The sequence below is a fragment of the Deinococcus roseus genome (assembly GCF_014646895.1).
Taxonomy (GTDB): Bacteria; Deinococcota; Deinococci; order Deinococcales; family Deinococcaceae; genus Deinococcus_C; species Deinococcus_C roseus.
Window position 1 is genome coordinate 376,934 of record NZ_BMOD01000001.1, and the last position, 20,108, is coordinate 397,041.

Here is a 20,108-nt window from a genome sequence, read left to right on the forward strand (position 1 = left end):
GGTTGAAGGTTTAAACGCATCGAAAAAGACGACATCTCACTCCTCCTTCCAGCGGGACTGCGCTGGATACATGGGTTTGCCATTGACCACCAGATGGTCGTATTCGTTGCGGAACAGCTTGATGGAACTTAAAACCGGACCCATGCAGGCATCTGCCAGGGCACAGAAACTCTTGCCCGAGATGTTGTCGCTCATGTCCAGGATCAGTTCCACATCTCCGGGTTTGCCCCGTCCGCGCACCAGTTTCTCGTACATCTTGACCATCCAGCCAGAAATCCCTTCGCGGCAGGGGGTGCATTTCCCACAGGATTCGTGGGCATAGAAACGCACGAGGTTCCAGGTGGCATTCACGATGCACATCGATTTGGGCAGCAGGATCACGCCACCCGTTCCAAGCATGGAACCTTTGGCCGCCACACTCTCGTAGTCCATGGGGGTGTCCAGGATTTCATCGGTCCAGGGCATCATGGGGGTGCTGGACCCTCCGGGGATGATGGCCTTGATGTCCTCGGTGGGGCCTCCGCACCAGTCGTAGATCAACTCGCGGAAGGTGGTGCCCATGGGAAGTTCAAACACACCGGGGCGTTTGACCGGGCCAGACACCTGATACAGCTTGGTGCCTTTGGATTTCTCGGTGCCCATGCTGGCAAACCACTCCGGGCCATACTTGATGATGTGGGTGGCCGCACAGAAAGACTCCACATTGTTGATGGTGGTGGGGAGGCCATAGAGTCCTGCTGCTGCAGGAAAGGGCGGTTTCAGTCTGGGGTTGGCCCTCAGGCCTTCCAGGGAGTTCATCAGGGCGGTTTCCTCACCGCAGATGTAAGCCCCTGCGCCCCGGTGCACCTGCAAGTCAAAATCAAAGCCGCTGCCCTGAATGTTCTTGCCCAGCAGCCCAGCCTTGCGGGCTTCCTTGATGGCTGCCCAGGTGCGCTCTGCCGCCAGCACGTACTCCCCGCGGATGTAGATGTAACCCACACTGGCCCGCATGGCATAACCCGCAATGATCATGCCTTCAATGAGCTGGTGGGGATCCTCGGTGAGCAGGTAGCGGTCTTTAAAGCTTCCGGGTTCGGATTCATCGGCGTTGCAGATGATGTAGTGCTGCCTGCCGTCTTTGAGGGGCATGAAACTCCACTTCATTCCGGTAGGGAATCCTGCACCTCCACGCCCACGCAGTCCACTCTTTTTCATTTCATCGATGATGGCGTCTGGGCCAATCTGGAAAGCCCGCTTTAAAGAGGTGTACCCACCATCTTCTTTGTAGGAGTCGATGGTGTAGCTTTCTTTTTTGCCCACACGGGCATACAGGGTGGGCTTGAACCGGGGATCAATGCCCGAGGTGATGGGTCTGGGAGGGGCCTGGGTCATGCTTCACCTTCCACCAGTGAGGGGAGTGTGGTGGCGAGGCCACCTGCGGGAAGTCCGTTTTCCAGTTCCTGCTGCCCTGCATGAATCGGAATGGGGGGCAGGATGTCGGGGTTGAAAGGCTCTCCCCTGCGGAACTGGTCCAGCAGGAGTTTGATGCGTTTCTTGGAAACGCACTCGTGATAACCCTCGTCGTTGATTTGCAGCATGGGGGCGGTTCCGCAGCTTCCCAGGCATTCCACTTTCTGGATCGAGAAAAGTCCGTCTTTTGTGATCTCTCCCTGCTGAATGCCCAGCGTGTCCACCAGGTGATCCCACAGTTCATCGCTGCCCGCGATGGCGCAACTTAATGTGGCGCACACCTGCAGGTGGTGTTTTCCGGTGGGAATGGTGTGGTAGGTGGAGTAGAAGCTCATCACGGATTTCACTTCGGTGGCGGTGTTGCCCAGCAGGGAAGCGATTTCCTCGATGTTCTCTTCTGGGACGTACCCGAAGGCGTTCTGCACTTCCCTGAGCAGGGGCATCAGGGCGCTGCGTCTGCCGCGTTCGGTGTCGGGATACCTTGAAAATATGTCCTGCACTACGTCCTGTTTGTCGGCAAAGTAACGCATTTCTCCTCCGCTTTCATTCCCGCCAGGGGGCCCACATCGGACCGTCGGATTCGGTCCAGGCCACCCCGTTCATTCTCAGCACCATCAGGATCTGGCCCCGGTGGTGGGCATCGTGCACCATGGCATGCTGCAGAAACATCAGGGGATGGCTTTCATACACCTTCTCAAACCCGCTGTTCTGGTCCAGCTTTTCCTGCACGGCCTGTTCAGACACCTGATCGGCCTGCTGCAAAATCTGCTGAATCTCCTGCACATCATGGGTGCTGACATCAAAGCCACGGTCTTCCAGCACCTGATGCAGGTAAGCCACTTTTTCAGCGTGCTCAGGAGCGATGGTCTCCATCCAGCCCCTGCGAAAATCAACCAGGTCGCACAGGTGCTGCCCGATGGTCCAGCCGCCTGCAGGATCCCGCAAATCCAGCTTTTCTGCCGTCAGGGCACCCAGCAAAGAGGCATTCACCTGTTTGTTGCGGTTCCAGGCGTTCATCACCACCTGATCTGCAGTCAGGGCTTCGCTCATCGGTCCACATCTCCCAGCACCGGGTCCACACTGGCCAGTACAGTGATCAAATCTGCGAACTGGCAGCCAATTCCGGCCACTTCCATCAGTTGCAGGTTCACAAAACTTGGAGCACGGATCTTCAGGCGGTAAGGCATGCTGCCCCCGTCAGAGATGATGTAGTACCCGACCTCGCCACGCGCTGTTTCCACTGGAACGTACACTTCCCCTCTGGGGGGGTGGAAGCCCTCGGTCACCAGTTTGAAATGGTGAATCACGGCCTCCATGCTGGTTTCCAGTTCGGGTCTGGGGGGCAGGCTCACCTTGCGGTTGGGGTCCTTGATCGGTCCGGGAACCAGATCGTCCAGTGCCTGCCGGATGATGCGGGCAGACTGGCGCATCTCTTCCAGGCGCACCATGAAACGCGCAAAGGAGTCCCCCTCTATGGCGGTGGGCACATCGAATTTGTATTGCTCGTAACCCGAGTAGGGGTTGTCTCTGCGGTGGTCAAAATCAATGCCAGAAGCCCGCAGGTTGGGTCCAGTGATGCCCATGTCCAGGCACTGCTCGGCAGTCACCTTACCAATTCCGGTGGTACGGGCCAGGAAGACCGGGTTGTTGGCAAACATGGTCTGGTACTCATCAATGCGGTGGTCAAATTCCACTGCAAATTTGCGCACGTTCTCGGCCCAGCCATCGGGGATGTCTCTGGAAAGGCCCCCCACCCGGAAGTACCCCTGGTTCATGCGGTAACCCGAAACCTCTTCAAAGAGGTCCTGAACCCACTCTTTTTCCCGGAAACAGTAAAACAGCAGGGTCAGCGCCCCCAGGTCCAGCATCCCGGTGCCAAAGAACACCAGGTGCGAGTGGATGCGCCCCAGTTCATGCAGAATCACCCGGACGCGCTGGGCACGGTCCGGGACTTCGGCACCGATCAGTTTTTCCACGCTCAGCACGTAGGCCAGCTCATGCCCGAAGGAGTGCAGGTAATCGGTTCTGGGGGCAAAGGTGACGTTCTGGTGGTAGGTGCGGTTTTCCATCACCTTTTCAAAACCGGTGTGCAGGTAGCCCATGTGGGGCACCACCTTGGTGATGTACTCCCCGTTCATGTGCACCACCAGACGCAACACCCCGTGGGTGGAGGGGTGCTGGGGTCCCACGTTGAGGATCATTTCCTCGGTGTGCAGCAGGCTGGAGGCTTCCTGATCAAGCAGGGTCATTTGGGACCTCCTTTGGAGACGTTCTGTTCAAAGACATCCACGGTGGGAGGGAAGCTGGGGGTGCTCTGGTCTCCAACCCGCTCTCCTCCACGCCATCCGGTGAGGCCCTTCTCCTGTCCAGAGAGGCCAGCCCGGAAGGTGGGAGGATCAATGAAACGGCCCTCGTTAAACAAGGTGGGGGTTTCGCCGAGGGGGAAATCCTTGCGCAGCGGGTGGCCTTCCAGATCTTCGGGGGTCAGCACTTTGCGCAAATCCGGGTGGTTGAGGAACACAATCCCCATCAGGTCGTACACTTCCCTTTCCAGGTAATTTGCGGCTTTCCAGATGGAATACAGGCTGGGAGCCTCTTCCCCATCTGAAAGGTAAATGCGCAGGAAAACACGCTCTTTGCTGGGAATGCGGTAGAGGTTGTAAATCACAGCGAAGCGCTTGGGACGGTCTTCCACATACTCGCTGTAATCTGCACCCACCACATCCAGCAGCACGAAACCTGCACGCTGGAATTCACGAGCCACCCTGAGCAGGTCGTCCCGCTCCACCACCACATGCTGCAACTGGCCCAGGGTGACTTTGAGGTTCAGGCGGTCCAGCAGTTCGTTCAGCGGGTCCATGCATCCACCGCCTTGAGTTTTTCACCGCGCTCGTCGTAGGCTTCCCCACGCACCTTCTTCTGCAGCTGGGTCACAGCGTAGATCAGCGCTTCGGGTCTGGGAGGGCAACCAGGAACAAAGACATCCACGGGCACCACGCTGTCCACGTTCTGCACGATGGCGTAATTGTTGAACATCCCTCCAGAACTGGCGCAGGCCCCCATCGAGATCACCCATTTGGGGTCGGGCATCTGTTCATAGACACGGCGCATGATCGGGGCCATCTTCTTGGAGAGGCGTCCGGCCACAATCATCACATCGGCCTGCCTGGGGGAAGCCCGGAACACTTCAGAGCCGAAGCGGGCGAGGTCGTTGCGTCCATCGGTGGAGCTCATCATCTCGATGGCACAGCAGGCCAGCCCGAAGGTCGCAGGCCACATGGAGTTGGAGCGTCCCCAGGCCACCAGCTTCTCCAGGCTGCTGAAAAGGATTCCCGAGTTTTCCAGTTCCTGCACATCTTTGGTGAACAGATCGGTCAGCGCCATTCCAGCACTCCTTTTTTCAGGATGTAGTAGTAGCCCACCAGCACCAGCACCACAAAGGTCACGGCTTCCCAGAAGGCAAACACCCCGAGTTTTTTGAAAGCCACCGCCAGGGGGTAGAAAAATGCCGTTTCAATGTCAAAGACAATGAACAGCATGGCCACCAGATAGAAGTGAACCGGGAAACGCTCTCTGGCACTGCCTTCAGGGTCGTTTCCAGACTCGTAGGGCATCAGTTTGGTGCGGGAGGCTTTCTTGGGTCCCAGGATGGCACTCACGCCCACAGCCAGCACACCAATCCCTCCAGCGACGAGGAACATGATCAGGATGTTGAAATATTCCATTCTCCCTCCTACATCGTGCTTTTTTTCCCTAAATTGGTGAAAAAAAGCACAAAGACTTCCGACAAAACAAACGGGGTCTTTTGCCCCATGCACGATGTACTACAAAACGGTCAGTACATTCATACCACAAAGCCAGGGAAAATAAAAGAATTTCCCCACCACTACGCACAATTTGGTTTTAAACGCTTTACAGGATGAGATTTTTCTGACAGCTGACAAAGCCCTTTTCTGGGAGGGATCAGGGAGGCTTCAGGAGGGGGATTTTGCACCCCAGGTGAAGGCAGGACTTGCCGAGCGACCCAGCGGTCACAAACCGTTTTGAACCGCGCTGTGGGGTCAAGAGGGGCCGAGCGCCAAGCGAAAAAAGCATGCGATATGCTCTGGAAAAGAGCATCACCAGGGGGCAATGCTTTATGGGCCATGTGGAATCCAGGTCTGTCTCTGAAGCCCAGGCAATTGCTCCAGCATCAAAGCAGTTGGTGCTCGGCGCTCGGCCCTCGGCGCTCGGCATCCTGCCCTTGCCCCCCAGCCAACACCGACACATGCTTCCCTGCCACCTGATACCCCAGGCTCTGGTAAAGCACATTGGCCACGGCATTGTCTGGATCCGCAAACAGCAGGGCATTCTTTTTGCGTTCCTGCAAGATAAAAGCACTGAGGGAAGCCATCAGTCGGCGACCAAACCCCTTGCCTCTGGATTCTGGAGGCACATAAACAAAACTGACACTCTGGTAATGCAGGGTCCAGCGGTTCACTGCAGCCACTGCAGCGCATTTCTGGCGGTGTTCCAGAATGTAGAACTCCCGGTAACTGGCGTACAGCATTTTCAGGACTTCTGCACGGGTCAGGGTGCGGCCCCGGGTTTCGGCATTGAACTGGATCAGCCAGTTGACCACCTCCACATCATCAGGACGCAGGCGTCTGAACTCACGGTCCATCTGGAGGTCCTGGTTTTCCAGGGTGTAGATCAGGCTTGTTCTGGAGCTGGAATTTTCATTTGGATGCGCTTCCACGATTTTTTGCATGGCGCATTCTGGGCCTTCCAGCAAAGCAGCCTCCTGCAAAAAGCTGGCAGGAAACTGAGCATGTTCTCCCAGCACCGAAACCCTCATATGCTGGTGTCTGGGGTCCCAGAGCAGGCACCCCTGGCGGTCTGGCAAAGCATAAGCTTCCAGGTCATGGTTGCGGGCACAGGCCCAGATCAGTTTGTGGTTGAGGACCTCATGCTGGTACAGCAGGTTTAAAGCCTCCTGGTGGTCCATCCAGGTGAGGCCAGTGGAGATTTCAGAGAATGTGGGGTAAGACATGAGCACCTTGCTTGTTGCTTTCTGGTTGGGCTGGGTTGATTGTACGTTGTTTGCAGCCATTGTATACACTGTGGTCTGCACAGTTTCTTACAGGAAATTTTGATCAGGCGCTTTCAAGGCGAAAACGCCCCCTTGCGGGGGCATCTGGTCTTAAGAAAGCACCTCTACATCGTCGTCTTCGTGTTTTTCCAGCGGCAGGGTGAAATAAAACCTCGCCCCTTTGCCCCGCTCGGATTCCACCCAGATGCGGCCTCCGTGTTGTTCAACGGCCAGGCGACAGAAGGCCAGTCCCATGCCCGTGTCAAAACGGGAGTGCATGGTCAGGCGGGATTGTTCGAAAGCAGCAAACAGGTTGGGGATGTCCTGGGCAGGAATCCCTTCCCCGTTGTCGCGCACGGCCAGTTCCACGGCAACAGCAGATGAACGGGCCACCACTTCAATCAGGCCCCCAGTGCGGGTGTGCTTCACAGCGTTGCTGATCAGGTTGGCAAAAATGCGCCTGAGAATGTCCTTGTCCACCGGTACATGATTGAAACGCTTGTCCACGTTCACGGTGATTCTGCGCTCTTTGAGTGCGATGCCCACGTCCAGCTTGGCCTGCTCGATCACCTGTTCCAGATCGTTGGGCCGGATGTGGGTCAGGGAGAGCACCATCTTGCCTGCCTGCATCTTGCGCACGTCCAGCATGTTGGCGGCCAGATACAGCAGGTGCTGGGATTCCTCGCGGGCCAGTTCGATCATGTTCATCAGGTCCGGGGGAATCAGGCGTTCGCCATCGTCCTTGACGATTTCCAGCAGGCCCAGAATGGCCGTGATGGGGTTTTTCAGGTCGTGGACCAGCATGTGCACCAGCTGGTCACGGGTTCTTTCATCTTTGATGTGGTTCTCAATTTTCTTCTGCAACTCAACCGTTTCAGATTGAAATTTGCCTTCCCTCTGGGCACGCTCCAGGGACCTTTTGACAGCCTGGGCAATGGTGGGGAGGCTGGAGTCCTGGGGCAGCACGAGGTCTGCTCCACCCTCCAGAACAGCCTGCATGGCAGCAGGAGCAACCACGGCAATCATGCGGGTGGTGCCCAGATCGGGTCTGCGGACCAGAATGGCAATCAAATCAGACAGGGCCAGGCCGGGACTGAACCCCTCGCGCAAAACAATGGCACTGGGCACGCCCTGGTGGGTGAGCTGCAACAATTCTTCGGGGGTGGCGGCCCCACGAACAGGCACACCAAGCAACCCCTGCAGCTGGGAAGCATCTTGAGGAAACTGGGTTCCGAACAGCACACTACTATCCACTCACGCACCTCGGGAAGAAAACGCGACACACAAATTCCGGCACAGGTATCATTTTAAATCTAACACATTTCTTAACTGAAAAAGTCGCCCCTGCAGTCCGCCCGGATGGACTTTCCAATGTGGTGCAGGGCACAGACCGGGAATTCTGTCCTTGCCAGCAACTTTCATTTTGCACCAACATGTTTTTGGGATGCAAAAAACACTCTGTCTGACAACCATAAAAAGAGCAGATGTTCATTTTTTGTTCCATTTGTGGTTTTTCACCTGGAGCCCATTTCCACTTAAAGTTTCCCTGAAGAGAGAGCCGGACAACTTTAATCAAGACAACAATACTGTAAGGGGTAATTCTGCTAAACTTTCCTTAACAGGCGACACCACGCCCCAGCTCACACACAACCACGAAGGGGGTCTACGGTGAACAGGTACGATGACCGAGCAAGACTGGTTTTCCATTACGCACGCGAAGAAGGCAACCGTTTGGGCCACGCTATGGTGGGCCCGGAGCACCTGCTGCTCGGCCTGATGCGTGAAGGGGGCACCGCCTGTCAAATCCTGCAAGACTTCGGGTTTACACTCGAAGGCTTACGGCGCAAGGTGGAAGAGATCATTGGACGCGGAGAAGGAAGTCGCCTGAACGACGCGCCCTCGATCACTCCCCGTGCACGCAGGGTGATGGAGCTGGCTTCTGCCGAAGCCAAAGCCCTCGGGGCACAGGTCACCAGCACAGAGCACATTCTTCTGGGGATCATCCGTGAAGGAGATGGCGTTGCATACCGCATCCTGCAAGAGCAGGCGAGAGATGTGGACACCATCCGCTGGCGCATCATGGCCAGTGCCGACACCCGCAACAACCCCAAACCCGTACACACGCCCTTCCTGGACGAGTACGGACGTGACCTGACCAAACAAGCAACGGAAGGCAAGCTCGATCCCGTGGTGGGCCGCAGCGAAGAAATCCGCCGTGTGACCCAGATTCTCTCCCGCAGAACCAAAAACAACCCCGTGTTGATTGGGGATCCGGGTGTCGGAAAAACCGCCATTGTAGAGGGTCTCGCTCTGGCAATTCACGAGAAACGCGTTCCTGCAAACCTGCAAGGTGCAAGGGTGGTGTCCATTGACCTTTCGGGCGTGGTGGCTGGAACCAAATACCGTGGTGAATTCGAAGAGCGCCTCAGACAAATCATCGATGAACTGCGCAACGCCAAAGTGATTGCTTTCATCGACGAGCTGCACACCCTGGTGGGTGCCGGTGGCGCAGAGGGAACCCTGGACGCAGCCAACATCCTCAAACCCGCGCTGTCCCGCGGCGAAATTCAGGTGATCGGTGCCACCACCACTGGTGAGTACCACCGTTACATCGAGAAAGACGCCGCCCTGGAACGCCGCTTCCAGCCTGTGATCGTGCTGGAACCCAATCCTGCAGAAACCCTGGAAATCCTGCGTGGCCTGCGCCCCCGTTACGAGGAGCACCACGGCGTGATCATTCCAGATTCCATTCTGGAGCTGTCTGTGCGCATCGGTGAACGCTCGCTGCCCGGACGCAACTTCCCTGACAAGGCCATCGATCTGATCGATGAAGCCGCCAGTCGGGTGCGCATCAACCTCAGTCTGGGTGTTCCGGTGGCAGAAGACGAAGCCGGAGAACCCGTGGTCACCCGCGAGGACCTCGAATCGGTGATCAACAGCATGGGTGGCGTTTATGTCGATGAACGCGAATCCAGCACCCTGACCACCCTGGAAGACAACCTCAAAGACCAGGTGTATGGTCAGCCCGAAGCCATCAAAGCCCTGTCCAGTGCCCTGCGCCGCGCACGTCTGGGGCTTGGAGGCCGCACCCGTGTTGCCGCCAGCTTCCTGTTCGTGGGACCCAGTGGGGTCGGTAAAACCCACCTTGCCAAAGCCCTTGCCCGTTCCCTCTTTGGCAGCGAACGCAGCCTGATTCGCATTGACATGAGCGAATTCCAGGAACCCCACAGCATCTCCAAGCTGATCGGGTCCCCTCCCGGATACGTCGGTCACGAACAGGGTGGTCGCCTCACCGAAGCCGTGCGCCGTCAACCTTTCAGTGTGATCCTGCTTGATGAGATCGAGAAGGCCCATCCTGACATCTACAACACCTTCCTTCAGGTGCTGGACGATGGTCGATTGACAGACGGTCTGGGCCGCACCGTGGACTTCAGACGCACCATCATCATCATGACCTCCAACACCGGCTTCAACACCGGTCCCGGTGTGGGTTTCAGCCCCGTGAAGGTGGAAGACACCCAGCCCCTGCGCCAGATCTTCACCCCCGAGTTCCTGGACCGTCTGGACGACGTGATCCGCTTCAAGGCCCTCGGAGAGAACGAACTGGTTCTGGTGGCCCGTCAGTTGCTCGGCGAAATGCAAGAAGAGCTCGCCACCCGCGACCTCAAAGTGCGCTTTGCAGATGCTGTGGCCCCCTGGCTGGTCAGCAAGCTGAAAGCCCGCTCCAGCAAGCACGCCCTGGGTTCCTCCCGCCAACTCCGCACCGTGGTGCGTGAAGAGATTGAAGATCCCCTCGCCCTGGAACTGCTCGAAGATGGCGGCGAACTGACCGTCAACGTCAAGGAAAACCATCTGGCTTTTGATCGGGCCAGCGTGGATTCCAAGATCCTGGCTTAAACCCGCATACAGTTGTGAAACGTTCTCCCTCTCGGGTTTCCGGGGGGGATTTTTCTGAATGGGTTAAACCCTGAGACTCACGCAGTCAAAATCCTGATCCCCCTCTCAGTATGTTCAGAACATAACAGGTACAATGGAGGGGTGAATTCTCCTCTTGTCCATTGCACCCCCTTCCCGAGGTCCTCTCGTGGCTAAGAAAAACCTGCCCACCTTTCAATGCAACAGTTGCGGTTACCAGTCTCCCAAACTGCTGGGGCGGTGCCCCAACTGTCAGGCCTGGGGCACTTTTGAAGAACTGGCCCCCTCCCCTGTTTTTGCTTCTGCAGGTGGAGCTTACGGAGGCATCAGGGGCGGCAAAATCACCCGCCTGACGGAAGTCAGCCGTCGTGAAGAGCCCCGCACACCCACGGGTCTGAGCGAACTGGACCGGGTGCTGGGTGGAGGTCTGGTGGCAGGCTCTGTGACCTTGATTGGTGGGGAACCTGGCATCGGAAAATCCACTTTGCTGTTGCAGGTCGCAGAATGCCTTTCCCAGGGAGGACACAATGTCATTTATGTTGCAGGAGAAGAATCCCTCGAACAGATCCGACTGAGGGCAGACCGCCTCGGGGTCAAAGGCGATTTCATGATGACCCGCGACACCCGCGCAGACCACATCGGAGGACTGCTGGACGAGCACAAGCCTAAACTTTGCATTGTGGATTCCATCCAGACCGTGCAGGTGACAGATGAGGGAACTCCTGGCAGCATCTCCCAGGTGCGTGAGGCCACTGCTGCCCTCACCCGTTATGCCAAAGAAACCGGGGCCAGTGTGGTACTGGTGGGCCACGTCACCAAAGACGGCACCGTGGCCGGTCCCAAGGTGATGGAACACATCGTGGATGCCACCGTGTTTCTGGAATCGGTGGGACAGTTCCGTTTGCTGCGCAGCGTGAAGAACCGCTTTGGTCAGGCTGGAGAACTGGGGGTTTTTGAGATGCGCTCTGAAGGTCTGGTGGCCGTGGAAAACCCCAGTGCTGCCTTTCTGGCCGAAAGACCCATCGGCGCTCCGGGCAGTGTGATTGCTGCAACCGTGGACGGGCACCGTCCCCTTTTGCTGGAAGTGCAGGCCCTGGCCTCCAAAACCCCTTACCCCAACCCCAGAAGGGTGGTGGTGGGTCTGGACCCCAAGCGGGTGGATGTGATCATCGCGGTGCTGGAAAAACGCTTCAATTTGACCCTCAGTGGCCTGGACATCTTCGTGAATCTGGCTGGAGGCATCCGCATCAACGATCCGGGACTGGACCTGGCTGTGGCCCTCGCCATCTACAGCGCCGTGGTGTCCAAAGCTGTGCCAGAAAAAGTGGCTGTGTTTGGAGAAGTGGGTCTGGCTGGAGAAGTTCGCACCGTTCAGCAGGCCATTCGCCGTGCAGAAGAGGCCATTCGAGCAGGGTATGACCAGCTTCTGTGTCCTGCGGGAATCCAGGGCAGCATGTTTGCTGTCCGGGACATCCAGAGTGCCATGACCAGCCTGTGGAGCCTGAAGTCCTGATTTTATGGAATCAAAAGCAGCCAGGGAACGAACAGACAACCGGCCTTTTCCCTGGCTGCTTTGTTTGCAGGTGGCTCAAGTTCCAGTCAGTTTCATGTCGAAAATGTACTTTTAAACTTCAATGGCCTTTCGGGAAAACATTTCAGCTTTCTTCAGGGAATCTTTGGCTATAATGTACGAGTAAAATGAACTGGATACCCCAAACCATTCGCATCCTCATCATGCTACTCGGGGGATATTTCTCCTATTTGCTGCTGGTGTGGTTTCCCATTCTGCAAGGTGGCCCTCAGGGATCGGTCACCAACCTGGTGTATCTGGTGGTCGCTGGCGTCCTCATTGGTTATGTGATTTCCAAACGCATTGAACTGACCCTGGCCCGCTGGGTGGAACAGTGGGTGGCTTTGCTGGTCAACCTGCAACCCAAACGGGTGATGGCTGCCACTGTGGGGGCCATCCTCAGTTTGCTGGTCAGTGTGCTGCTCAACAACCTGCTTTCCAATGCCCCTTTTTACCACTGGGGATTCAGCCTGCTGACCACTGCCGTGCTGGCCATCTTCTTCATCTTCTTTTCCCTGAAAAACAGTGATTTCTTTGGGTCTTTTGTGGCCAACACCACTGCACCCAAGACCACCCGGATTCCCAACCCCAAAATCCTGGACACCAACGTGATCATTGATGGACGCATCATTGAACTGCTGCAAAGCCAGTTTCTGGAAGGCACCCTGGTGGTTCCGCTCTTTGTGCTGCGTGAGCTGCAGTTCCTGGCAGACCATGCAGACCCCAGCAAAAGGGCCAGAGGCAAACGCGGACTGGAAGTGCTGGAGCAACTGCACAGCATCACCACCCTGAAAGTGCTGGACTGGAACGATGACAACATCAAGACCGTGGACGACAAGCTGGTCAAACTGGCCCAGGAATTGCATGCCAAACTGATCTCCAACGACTACAACCTGGGGCGGGTGGCCAAACTGCAGGATGTGGATGTGCTCAACCTCAATGCGCTCGCCACCGCCATCAAAGCCCGTTACAACGCTGGAGACATCATCCAGGTCAGCATCACCAAAGATGGTCAGCAAGCGGGACAAGGTGTGGCTTACCTCGAAGATGGAACCATGGTGGTGGTGGAAGACGGTGCAGCATTCAAAGGTCAACTGAGAAATGTGGTGGTGCTCTCCAACATCCAGACCAACGTGGGCCGCATGATCTTTGCCCGCACCGAAACCAACTGAATTTTCTTTTCAAAAAAGAACCGCCCCAGAGGCGGTTTTTTGTATTTGGATTTGTAGAAATCACTCGTAGCGCAGGGCTTCAATGGGTGGCAGTGAAGCGGCCCGTGAAGCAGGCCACACACCGAACAACACCCCGGTGAGGATGCTCACACTGAGGGCCACAATGCCCGTTGTCGGAGAGATGATCACCTGAGGGAAAATGTTGGGCAGGGCAGTCGCCAGGCCCACAATCACCAGCAGGCTGAAGACATATCCAATGGCCCCTCCCAGAGCGGTGAGGGTCACGGCTTCGATCAGGAATTGCTGCAAGATGGTGCCTCTTTTTGCTCCAATGGCCTTGCGCAGCCCAATTTCACGGGTGCGTTCGGTGACGGAGACCAGCATGATGTTCATGATGCCAATCCCACCCACCAGCAGGGACAGACCGCCAATGCCCGCCAGCAAAGCCTGCAAAATCAGGGTGATCTGGTTGAATTGCTGCACAAACTGGTCCACGTTGGTGACACTGAAATTCTGGCTGCCTCTGCGGCGTTGCAGAATGGATTCCACCTGACGCTTGACCTGTTCAGCGCTGGCCTCTGGGTGCAGGCGGAACTGCAAGTATCCGTATTCTCCTCTGGATTCATATCCTCCGCGCCAGCTGTTGGTGATGGGGATAAAACCCGTGTCTCCTTCGCTGAACAGGGCACCGAGGTCCTGGGTGATGCCAATCACGGTGTACTCTTCACGAACGCCTGTGTCCCGAATGGCCCGAACCACCTTGCCAATGGGGTTTTCTTTCTCAAAAATCTTGGTGGCGGTTTTCTGGCTGAGCACCACCACCTGGGCAGCACTTTTTTCCTCGTAGTCGCTGAAGTAACGGCCTTTCAGAATTTTGGCCTGGCTGGTGAGTCTGCTGAAGTTGGAGCGGGTGCCCCGCACACTCACCGAGACTTCCCGGTTGCGGTGGGTCATGCGCAGGCTGGAACCACTCGTGGAAATGTCATTGAGAGGCAACACCAAAAGGGCATCCATGTCTGCCTGGGTGAAGGTTTTGTAGGGCTTTCCAGGTTCATAGGAGGCCTGCACGAACATGGTCTTGCCGCCAATGTCATTCAGTTGCCCGGTGATGGCCTGGGTGGCCATCTGGCCCAGAGACAGCATGGTGGACACCGCAAACACCCCGATGATCACCCCCAGCATGGTCAGGACGCTGCGCAGTTTGTTGGCAAAAATGGCCTGAAAGGCAGCAGCAAGGTTTTCCAGGGGATTCATGGCTGGCCTTCCAACTTGCCGTCCCTGAGGCGCACAATGCGCTGGGCTCTGGCCCCCACCTCGTCTTCGTGGGTCACCAGAACGATGGTGCGGCCTTCCTGATGCAGTTCATCAAAGAGGGCCAGGATGTCATGGGTGCTTTTGGAGTCGAGGTTTCCAGTGGGTTCATCTGCAAGCAGCACATCCGGGTTTTGCACCAGGGCACGGGCAATCGCCACCCGCTGCTTTTGCCCGCCAGAGAGTTCACTGGGTTTGTGGTGCAACCTGCTGCCCAGACCCACCCGTTCCAGGGCTTCTTTGGCTCTGCGGGTGCGCTCGATACGGGAGGTTCCCCGGTAGGCCAGGGGCAATTCCACATTGACCAGCGCAGAGGTGCGGGCCAGCAAATTGAAGGCCTGAAACACAAAGCCAATGCGCTGGTTGCGCACCCCGGCCAGCTGGTCCTCGCTGAGCCGGGACACCTGCTGGTCTGCCAGCAGGTATTCTCCGGTGCTGGGCAAATCCAGGCAACCCAGGATGTGCATCAGGGTGCTTTTTCCACTGCCAGAAGGTCCCATCAGGGCCACGTACTCTCCCCTGCCAATGTCCAGGCTGACCCCGTCCAGGGCTCGCACCTGACTTTCTCCTTCTCCGTAAACCTTGGTGATGTTCTTCAGGGAAATGACGTTCATGGCTGGGCCACCTGGACCCTGTCACCCACCTTGATGGTGTCCATGTCCAGGGTCAGGACCTGGTCTCTGGGCTGCAGGCCTTCAATGGCTGCCACTTTGACATTGCGGTCCAGTATTTTCACTTTGATTTTTTCCACACTGCCCTGGCCTGCAGCATCTGGTCTCACCCGGTACACAAAGGTCTGCTCTGCTTCGGTGATGGCTTCCAGAGGGACCGTCAGGGTGTTGGGCTGTCTTAAAGTTTCCACTTTCACACTGGCCGTGAAGCCCGGTTTCACACCGCTTTTCTGGAAGGCGATCTGGGCGTTGACACTGGTCACCTGACTGTTGCCCTGTCCGCTGGTGGCTGTGGGATTGACCCGAAGCACTTTTCCACTGACCTTTTGACCGGGCAGGGCATCAAATTCCAGCACGGCTTTCTGCCCATTCGCAAGGTCTCTGGATCGAGTCTCATCAAAAGGGACCTCCAGATAAAGGTCGGTCAAATCTGTGATTTCCACTGCAGCCACTCCGGATGTGGCAAACCCTCCGGGAGACACCGTGACACTGCTGACCACTCCATCCAGAGGGGCCCTCAGCACCGCATCGGTCAACTGTTTTTCCAGGGTGAGCACCCGTGTTCTGGCGCTTTGCAGGATGCTCTGGGCATTTTGCAAAGTGGAAGTCTGCAGGCTTTTGGTTCCCTGCTGCCTGAGTTTTGCAGACTGCAAATCCAGTTGTGCACCCTGCACTTTCAACTGGGCTTCTTGCGCCGTGGTCACGGCCTGTTCGTAGTCGTTTCTGGAGATGCTGCCAATCTGGTAAAGGTCCTGCTGCAATTGCTGCTGTTTTGCAGCCACGCGGTAAGCGTTCTGCGCGCTGATCAGGGCATTCTGGGCCTGTTCCACAGTTTTGCGGGAATCCAGGCTGTCGGTCTGTATGCTGTTCTGGGCTTTCTGCACATCGGCCTGGGCGGCCTGCAAGCTGGATCTGGCACTGTCCAGATCGGTCTGGATGGACCGGGTGTCCAGGGTGATGAGCACCTGGCCTTTTTTCACCTGATCGCCCACCTTGACTGGCACAGCGAGGACTGTTCCTGGAGAAGCAAAGGCCAGGGGGCGGCTCAATGTGGCCTTGACCGTGCCCACGGCACTGACCTCCTTCACAAAAGTTTCCTGCTGCACAACGGCTGTGCTCACCCTGGGCAACTGGGGGACTCTGGGCATGAAAGTGTAAGCTGCAACCCCAACCCCTCCCAGTGCCAGAACCGTGAGGATCACGGTGCGTGGTTTCATTTTTCATCTCCCCAGGAAGCAAAATTGGCTGCCAGCAGCACACCATAACCCGCTTTCAATGCGGTGTTGCGGGCCTGTCCCAGAGCCGTCTGGGCATTTTGCACTTCCAGTTCGGCTTGCAGCACCTGCAGCCTGGAAATCAGGCCTTTCTGAAAACGGGCTTTCTGGGTGGTCAGGTTGGCCAGAGCAATCTGCAAGGAACGGTCTTTTGCTGTGACACTGTTTTGAGCAATCTGGTGCTGGCTCAGGGCATCTTCCAGGGCTTCTTGCAGGTCAGAAAGGGTTTCGGCCTGGGTCTTGCGAGCGTTTTCCAGCGCAATGCGGGCCTGGTCCACCTCGATGGCAGGGCTCAGGTCGCTGGATTTGATCTGGTATTGCAGGTCGGCATTTTCCAGGGTGGCCTGGTCCCTCAGGGCACGGGGATGGCTTTTTAAAGCCGTCTGCAACTGGGCAGTGGTCCAGCTCAGCTTTTCATCTCCAGAAGCATCCGGGGTTTTGCCATAACGCTTTTTGAAGCGCTCCTGGGCATCCTGAAGTTGTTTTCTGGTGCTGTCCAGGTCTTTCTGGGCACTGTCCAGATCGTTTTCGGCTTTTGCAAGGTCCAGCTGGGTTGCTGCTCCTGCTTTGAGGCGTGCACGGGAGGCCTGGGCCTGCAATTGTGAAATCTCCAGGCTGATCTGCTGGCCCAGCAACTGGTCTTGCAGGCTGTCCAGGTTTTGCAGGTCTGTCACCAGGTGTTGTCTGACCATCAAAGACTGATTGATCAGAGATGCTCTGGCTTGATCCAGACGCTGCTGGGCACCGAGCAGGTCGGGCTTGAGTGCCACCGGGTCACTCTGGGTGCGGGTCAATCCCCGGTCAGCTTCCTGCACTTCGGTGAGGCCCATCTGGTAGGAGGCGTTCTGTTTTAAAGCGGTGGGATAAAGAGGGGCTGGATTGACAGCGAAAGCCGTGGAAGCTGTGGTTGCCATCAACACCAGAATCATTTGCCATTTTGCGGATACCATGTGTAAACCTCCCAGAGTTGCAAAGCCAGATCCTGCAGGGCTTTTTCGAGTTCAAGCATGTTTTGCTGTTCTTTAAGCACCTGAGACTGCACCTGCAGCACAGCTGTTTCACTGACCAGTCCCTGATTCAGTCTGATTTTTTCCTGCTCTACAGCGGCCTCACTGAGCTGCAAAACCTGTTTTGAAAGGTCCAGCAGTTCCTGGTTTTGCTGCAACTGCATACGCAAATCTGCTCTGAACAGTTGCAACTGTTGTTGCTGGTCTCGCAGGGTGTCCAGGGTCAACTGCAATTGCTGGTTGTTCAAATCTTGCTGTCCTGTACGTGTAAAATCCAGGCCAAATCGGGCAGACAGTTTAAGACCCCAGGATTCAGGGGAAGCAGGGCTGTTGAAGCCATACCCATATTCCAGATGGGTGTCCAGGTTCTGGTTGATGCTGCCAGAAAGGCTGCTGTGCCCGTTGCTGTAACTGGCTCCCAGAGAGACCTCTGGCCACTGCTGCAGGTTCAATTTCTGTCCTTTGAGTTGCAGTTCAAACACCTGTTGCTGGGTTTTCAGCACTTCAGAGGTTTCTGCAGAGGTTGTTTCTGGTGGGAGGGGCAGTTCTGTGGGCACTTCTGGGGCGGTGAGTTTCAACCTTTGCAAATCCGCGAGGGATTTTTTCAGGCCCACCTGTTGCTGCCTGAGCTGCAATTCAGCCCGATTGACCAGCAAAGCAGCATTTTTCACCTGCTGTTCTGTCAGGGCACCCAGCTGGAAACGGGCCTGCCTGGATTTCAGTTCAAGCTGCTGGGTTCTGAGGTCCAGTTCGGCCTGTGCTGCGGAGAGTTTGTTTTTGCGGTAGGTCCATTCGGTTTGCAGCAGATCTTTCAGGGTGCGAATGCGGGTTTCGATCAGCTGGGTTTGCAGGCCCTGAACTTCCAGGTCCAGTTGCCTGCGTTGCTGTGAAGCAGAGATCCAGCCATAAGTGATTTCTGCTCCCACGCTGCCCGTCCATTCCTGCTGAGCGGTGATGGGATCTGGGGCAGATCCTGCGTCCCCTTTCAAGGCGAGATCGGGAACCAGTCCAGGTGCATTTTTTTTCAATGCGGTTTCTTTAAGCTGAATTTGCAGGGTCTGAACTGCGGGCTGGACCTCCACCCCTTGCAGCAATTCTGGCAATGGGGTGGCCTGGGCCAAGGTGAACAGGCTCAGTGCAAGGGTGAGCATCCATCTGTGCATGTCATTTGCATCCTCCTTCTGTATATGTGTACTACATCACTAGTACACTATCAATATATATAGTGAGCTGCTTTTTTGCAACAGGTGAAATCTGCTTCCATGCACACCCTCTGCCCAGAAAAACCAGTACACTACCAACTGTGAAAAGCATCAGCATCATCGGCGCAGGACTCAGTGGATCAGAAGCCGCACTGGCCGCGGCCAGACTCGGGGTGCAGGTCCACCTGTACGAAATGCGTCCTGTCAAAATGACCCCTGCCCACCACACGGGCAACTTTGCAGAACTGGTCTGCTCCAACAGCCTGGGTGGAGAGGGCAACACCAATGCCAAGGGCCTCCTGCAGGCAGAAATTGCCCATGCAGGCAGCCTGATCATGGAAGCCGCAAAGCTTTCCAGGGTTCCTGCCGGGGGTGCGCTGGCTGTGGCCCGTGAGGGTTTCAGCGAATACATCACCGAACAGGTGAAAAACCACCCTCTGATACAGGTGCACAGCGAAGAAGTCACCCGGGTTCCCGACGGCATCGTGGTGCTGGCCAGTGGCCCTCTGACTTCAGACGCTCTGGCAGAAGACCTCAAAAGGTACACCGACGGAGAGCACCTGTCTTTTTATGATGCTGCCGCTCCAGTCATCTCTTTTGACAGCATCAACCTGGACATTGCCTACCGCAAAGGGCGCTACGACCAGGAAGCGGATTACATCAACTGCCCCATGGACCGGGAACAGTACGACCACTGGTACAACACCATCCAGGAAGCGCGCCAGCACACCCCCCACGACTGGGAAAAACTGGAGTTCTTTGAAGGCTGCATGCCCATCGAGGAAATTGCAAGGCGCGGCAAGGACACCCCCCGGTTTGGTCCCATGAAACCCAGAGGGCTGCACAACCCCCGCACAGACCGTGAGCCTTACGCCGTGGTGCAACTGCGGCAGGAAGACCACGATGGCCGCATGTGGAGCCTGGTGGGATTTCAGACCGGTCTGAAATGGGGCGACCAGAAACTGATGGTCCAGAGCATCCCTGGTCTGGAAGAAGCAGACATCGTGCGTTACGGGGTGATGCACCGCAACACCTACCTGTGTGCCCCCAGAGTCCTGCACAACACCCTGCAACTGCGTGCCGATCCAGAGAAACTGGTGGCAGGGGTGCTGGCTGGCACCGAAGGTTATCTGGAAAGTGCCGCCACCGGATGGCTCGCTGGAACCAATGCAGCACGGCTGGCCCTGGGTCTGGAACCCATCTGCCCTCCCGAAGAAAGCATGCTCGGCGGTCTGGTGCGTTACCTCGCCAGTGCCAATCCCAAAGGTTTCCAGCCCATGAACACCAACTGGGCCCTGGTGCCAGAGTTCACCATTGAAGGCCGCAAGAAGCTGGGCAAACGGGAAAAGCGTCCCCTGATGTTTGACCGTGGCCTGAACGCCTTCAAAGCCTGGCACAGCCAGCTCTGACCAGCCCATCTGTGGAACCAGCAAAAATCCCCCGAAAGGGGGATTTTGCTTGAGGAA

The 20,108-nt window shown here is 56.6% G+C and carries 18 protein-coding genes; 4 read left to right on the top strand and 14 right to left on the bottom strand.

Annotation, left to right across the window (positions count from 1 at the left end; genetic code table 11):
- Nucleotides 1-36 precede the first annotated feature (36 nt).
- The 9 genes from nuoF to IEY52_RS01750 all read right to left on the bottom strand — a co-directional run bounded on the left by nuoF (nucleotide 37) and on the right by IEY52_RS01750 (nucleotide 7,774).
- Nucleotides 37-1,371, bottom strand: coding sequence for an NADH-quinone oxidoreductase subunit NuoF (gene nuoF, locus IEY52_RS01710; protein ID WP_188998875.1), 1,335 nt, complete (start codon nucleotides 1,369-1,371; stop codon nucleotides 37-39).
- Complete coding sequence (nuoE, locus tag IEY52_RS01715; protein ID WP_188998878.1) at nucleotides 1,368-1,979, bottom strand: NADH-quinone oxidoreductase subunit NuoE; 612 nt, start codon at nucleotides 1,977-1,979, stop codon at nucleotides 1,368-1,370. The genes nuoF and nuoE overlap by 4 nt, the downstream gene beginning before the upstream one ends.
- Before the next feature lie 13 nt (nucleotides 1,980-1,992).
- Nucleotides 1,993-2,499: a DinB family protein gene (locus IEY52_RS01720; RefSeq protein ID WP_188998881.1), complete on the bottom strand. Its 507-nt coding sequence runs from the start codon at nucleotides 2,497-2,499 to the stop codon at nucleotides 1,993-1,995.
- Nucleotides 2,496-3,698 carry an NADH dehydrogenase (quinone) subunit D gene (nuoD, locus tag IEY52_RS01725; protein ID WP_188998884.1) on the bottom strand — a complete coding sequence of 401 codons (1,203 nt, stop codon included), beginning with the start codon at nucleotides 3,696-3,698 and terminating at the stop codon, nucleotides 2,496-2,498. The genes IEY52_RS01720 and nuoD overlap by 4 nt, the downstream gene beginning before the upstream one ends.
- Nucleotides 3,695-4,309, bottom strand: a complete 615-nt coding sequence (locus tag IEY52_RS01730) for an NADH-quinone oxidoreductase subunit C (protein ID WP_188998888.1) — start codon at nucleotides 4,307-4,309, stop codon at nucleotides 3,695-3,697. Before IEY52_RS01730 ends, nuoD begins: the two co-directional genes overlap by 4 nt.
- Nucleotides 4,297-4,833 carry a NuoB/complex I 20 kDa subunit family protein gene (locus IEY52_RS01735; RefSeq protein ID WP_188998890.1) on the bottom strand — a complete coding sequence of 179 codons (537 nt, stop codon included), beginning with the start codon at nucleotides 4,831-4,833 and terminating at the stop codon, nucleotides 4,297-4,299. The genes IEY52_RS01730 and IEY52_RS01735 overlap by 13 nt, the downstream gene beginning before the upstream one ends.
- Nucleotides 4,824-5,150 carry an NADH-quinone oxidoreductase subunit A gene (locus IEY52_RS01740; RefSeq protein WP_188999570.1) on the bottom strand — a complete coding sequence of 109 codons (327 nt, stop codon included), beginning with the start codon at nucleotides 5,148-5,150 and terminating at the stop codon, nucleotides 4,824-4,826. The genes IEY52_RS01735 and IEY52_RS01740 overlap by 10 nt, the downstream gene beginning before the upstream one ends.
- 491 nt (nucleotides 5,151-5,641) lie before the next feature.
- Entirely contained in the window at nucleotides 5,642-6,481 is an 840-nt protein-coding gene (locus IEY52_RS01745) for a GNAT family N-acetyltransferase (protein ID WP_188998893.1), read from the bottom strand.
- Nucleotides 6,482-6,631: 150 nt separating this feature from the next.
- Nucleotides 6,632-7,774: a sensor histidine kinase gene (locus tag IEY52_RS01750; protein ID WP_188998896.1), complete on the bottom strand. Its 1,143-nt coding sequence runs from the start codon at nucleotides 7,772-7,774 to the stop codon at nucleotides 6,632-6,634.
- A 414-nt stretch (nucleotides 7,775-8,188) separates the two neighbouring features.
- Here IEY52_RS01750 and IEY52_RS01755 point away from each other — a divergent pair, with 414 nt between their 5' ends.
- The 3 genes from IEY52_RS01755 (at nucleotide 8,189) to IEY52_RS01765 (ending at nucleotide 13,177) form a co-directional block, all read left to right on the top strand.
- Complete coding sequence (locus tag IEY52_RS01755; protein ID WP_188998899.1) at nucleotides 8,189-10,417, top strand: ATP-dependent Clp protease ATP-binding subunit; 2,229 nt, start codon at nucleotides 8,189-8,191, stop codon at nucleotides 10,415-10,417.
- A gap of 187 nt (nucleotides 10,418-10,604) precedes the next feature.
- Nucleotides 10,605-11,948 carry a DNA repair protein RadA gene (radA, locus tag IEY52_RS01760; protein WP_188998902.1) on the top strand — a complete coding sequence of 448 codons (1,344 nt, stop codon included), beginning with the start codon at nucleotides 10,605-10,607 and terminating at the stop codon, nucleotides 11,946-11,948.
- A 185-nt stretch (nucleotides 11,949-12,133) separates the two neighbouring features.
- Nucleotides 12,134-13,177 (top strand): PIN/TRAM domain-containing protein, encoded by a 1,044-nt coding sequence (locus tag IEY52_RS01765; RefSeq protein ID WP_188998906.1) that lies wholly within the window; start codon nucleotides 12,134-12,136, stop codon nucleotides 13,175-13,177.
- A 60-nt stretch (nucleotides 13,178-13,237) separates the two neighbouring features.
- Here IEY52_RS01765 and IEY52_RS01770 read toward each other — a convergent pair whose 3' ends face one another.
- From IEY52_RS01770 to IEY52_RS01790, 5 genes are read right to left on the bottom strand one after another with little or no spacing between them, the layout of a single operon-like run.
- Nucleotides 13,238-14,431 carry an ABC transporter permease gene (locus IEY52_RS01770; protein WP_188998909.1) on the bottom strand — a complete coding sequence of 398 codons (1,194 nt, stop codon included), beginning with the start codon at nucleotides 14,429-14,431 and terminating at the stop codon, nucleotides 13,238-13,240.
- On the bottom strand, nucleotides 14,428-15,102 hold the full coding sequence (locus IEY52_RS01775; RefSeq protein WP_188998912.1) for an ABC transporter ATP-binding protein: 675 nt from the start codon (nucleotides 15,100-15,102) through the stop codon (nucleotides 14,428-14,430). The genes IEY52_RS01770 and IEY52_RS01775 overlap by 4 nt, the downstream gene beginning before the upstream one ends.
- On the bottom strand, nucleotides 15,099-16,376 hold the full coding sequence (locus IEY52_RS01780; RefSeq protein WP_188998915.1) for an efflux RND transporter periplasmic adaptor subunit: 1,278 nt from the start codon (nucleotides 16,374-16,376) through the stop codon (nucleotides 15,099-15,101). The genes IEY52_RS01775 and IEY52_RS01780 overlap by 4 nt, the downstream gene beginning before the upstream one ends.
- Nucleotides 16,373-17,362, bottom strand: a complete 990-nt coding sequence (locus IEY52_RS01785) for a TolC family protein (protein ID WP_188998919.1) — start codon at nucleotides 17,360-17,362, stop codon at nucleotides 16,373-16,375. Before IEY52_RS01785 ends, IEY52_RS01780 begins: the two co-directional genes overlap by 4 nt.
- Nucleotides 17,359-18,603 carry a TolC family protein gene (locus IEY52_RS01790; RefSeq protein ID WP_188998922.1) on the bottom strand — a complete coding sequence of 415 codons (1,245 nt, stop codon included), beginning with the start codon at nucleotides 18,601-18,603 and terminating at the stop codon, nucleotides 17,359-17,361. The genes IEY52_RS01785 and IEY52_RS01790 overlap by 4 nt, the downstream gene beginning before the upstream one ends.
- Nucleotides 18,604-18,743: 140 nt before the next feature.
- On the opposite strand from IEY52_RS01790, the gene trmFO reads away from it, so the two are divergent.
- Nucleotides 18,744-20,051: a methylenetetrahydrofolate--tRNA-(uracil(54)-C(5))-methyltransferase (FADH(2)-oxidizing) TrmFO gene (gene trmFO, locus IEY52_RS01795; RefSeq protein WP_229684606.1), complete on the top strand. Its 1,308-nt coding sequence runs from the start codon at nucleotides 18,744-18,746 to the stop codon at nucleotides 20,049-20,051.
- Nucleotides 20,052-20,108: the final 57 nt, after the last annotated feature.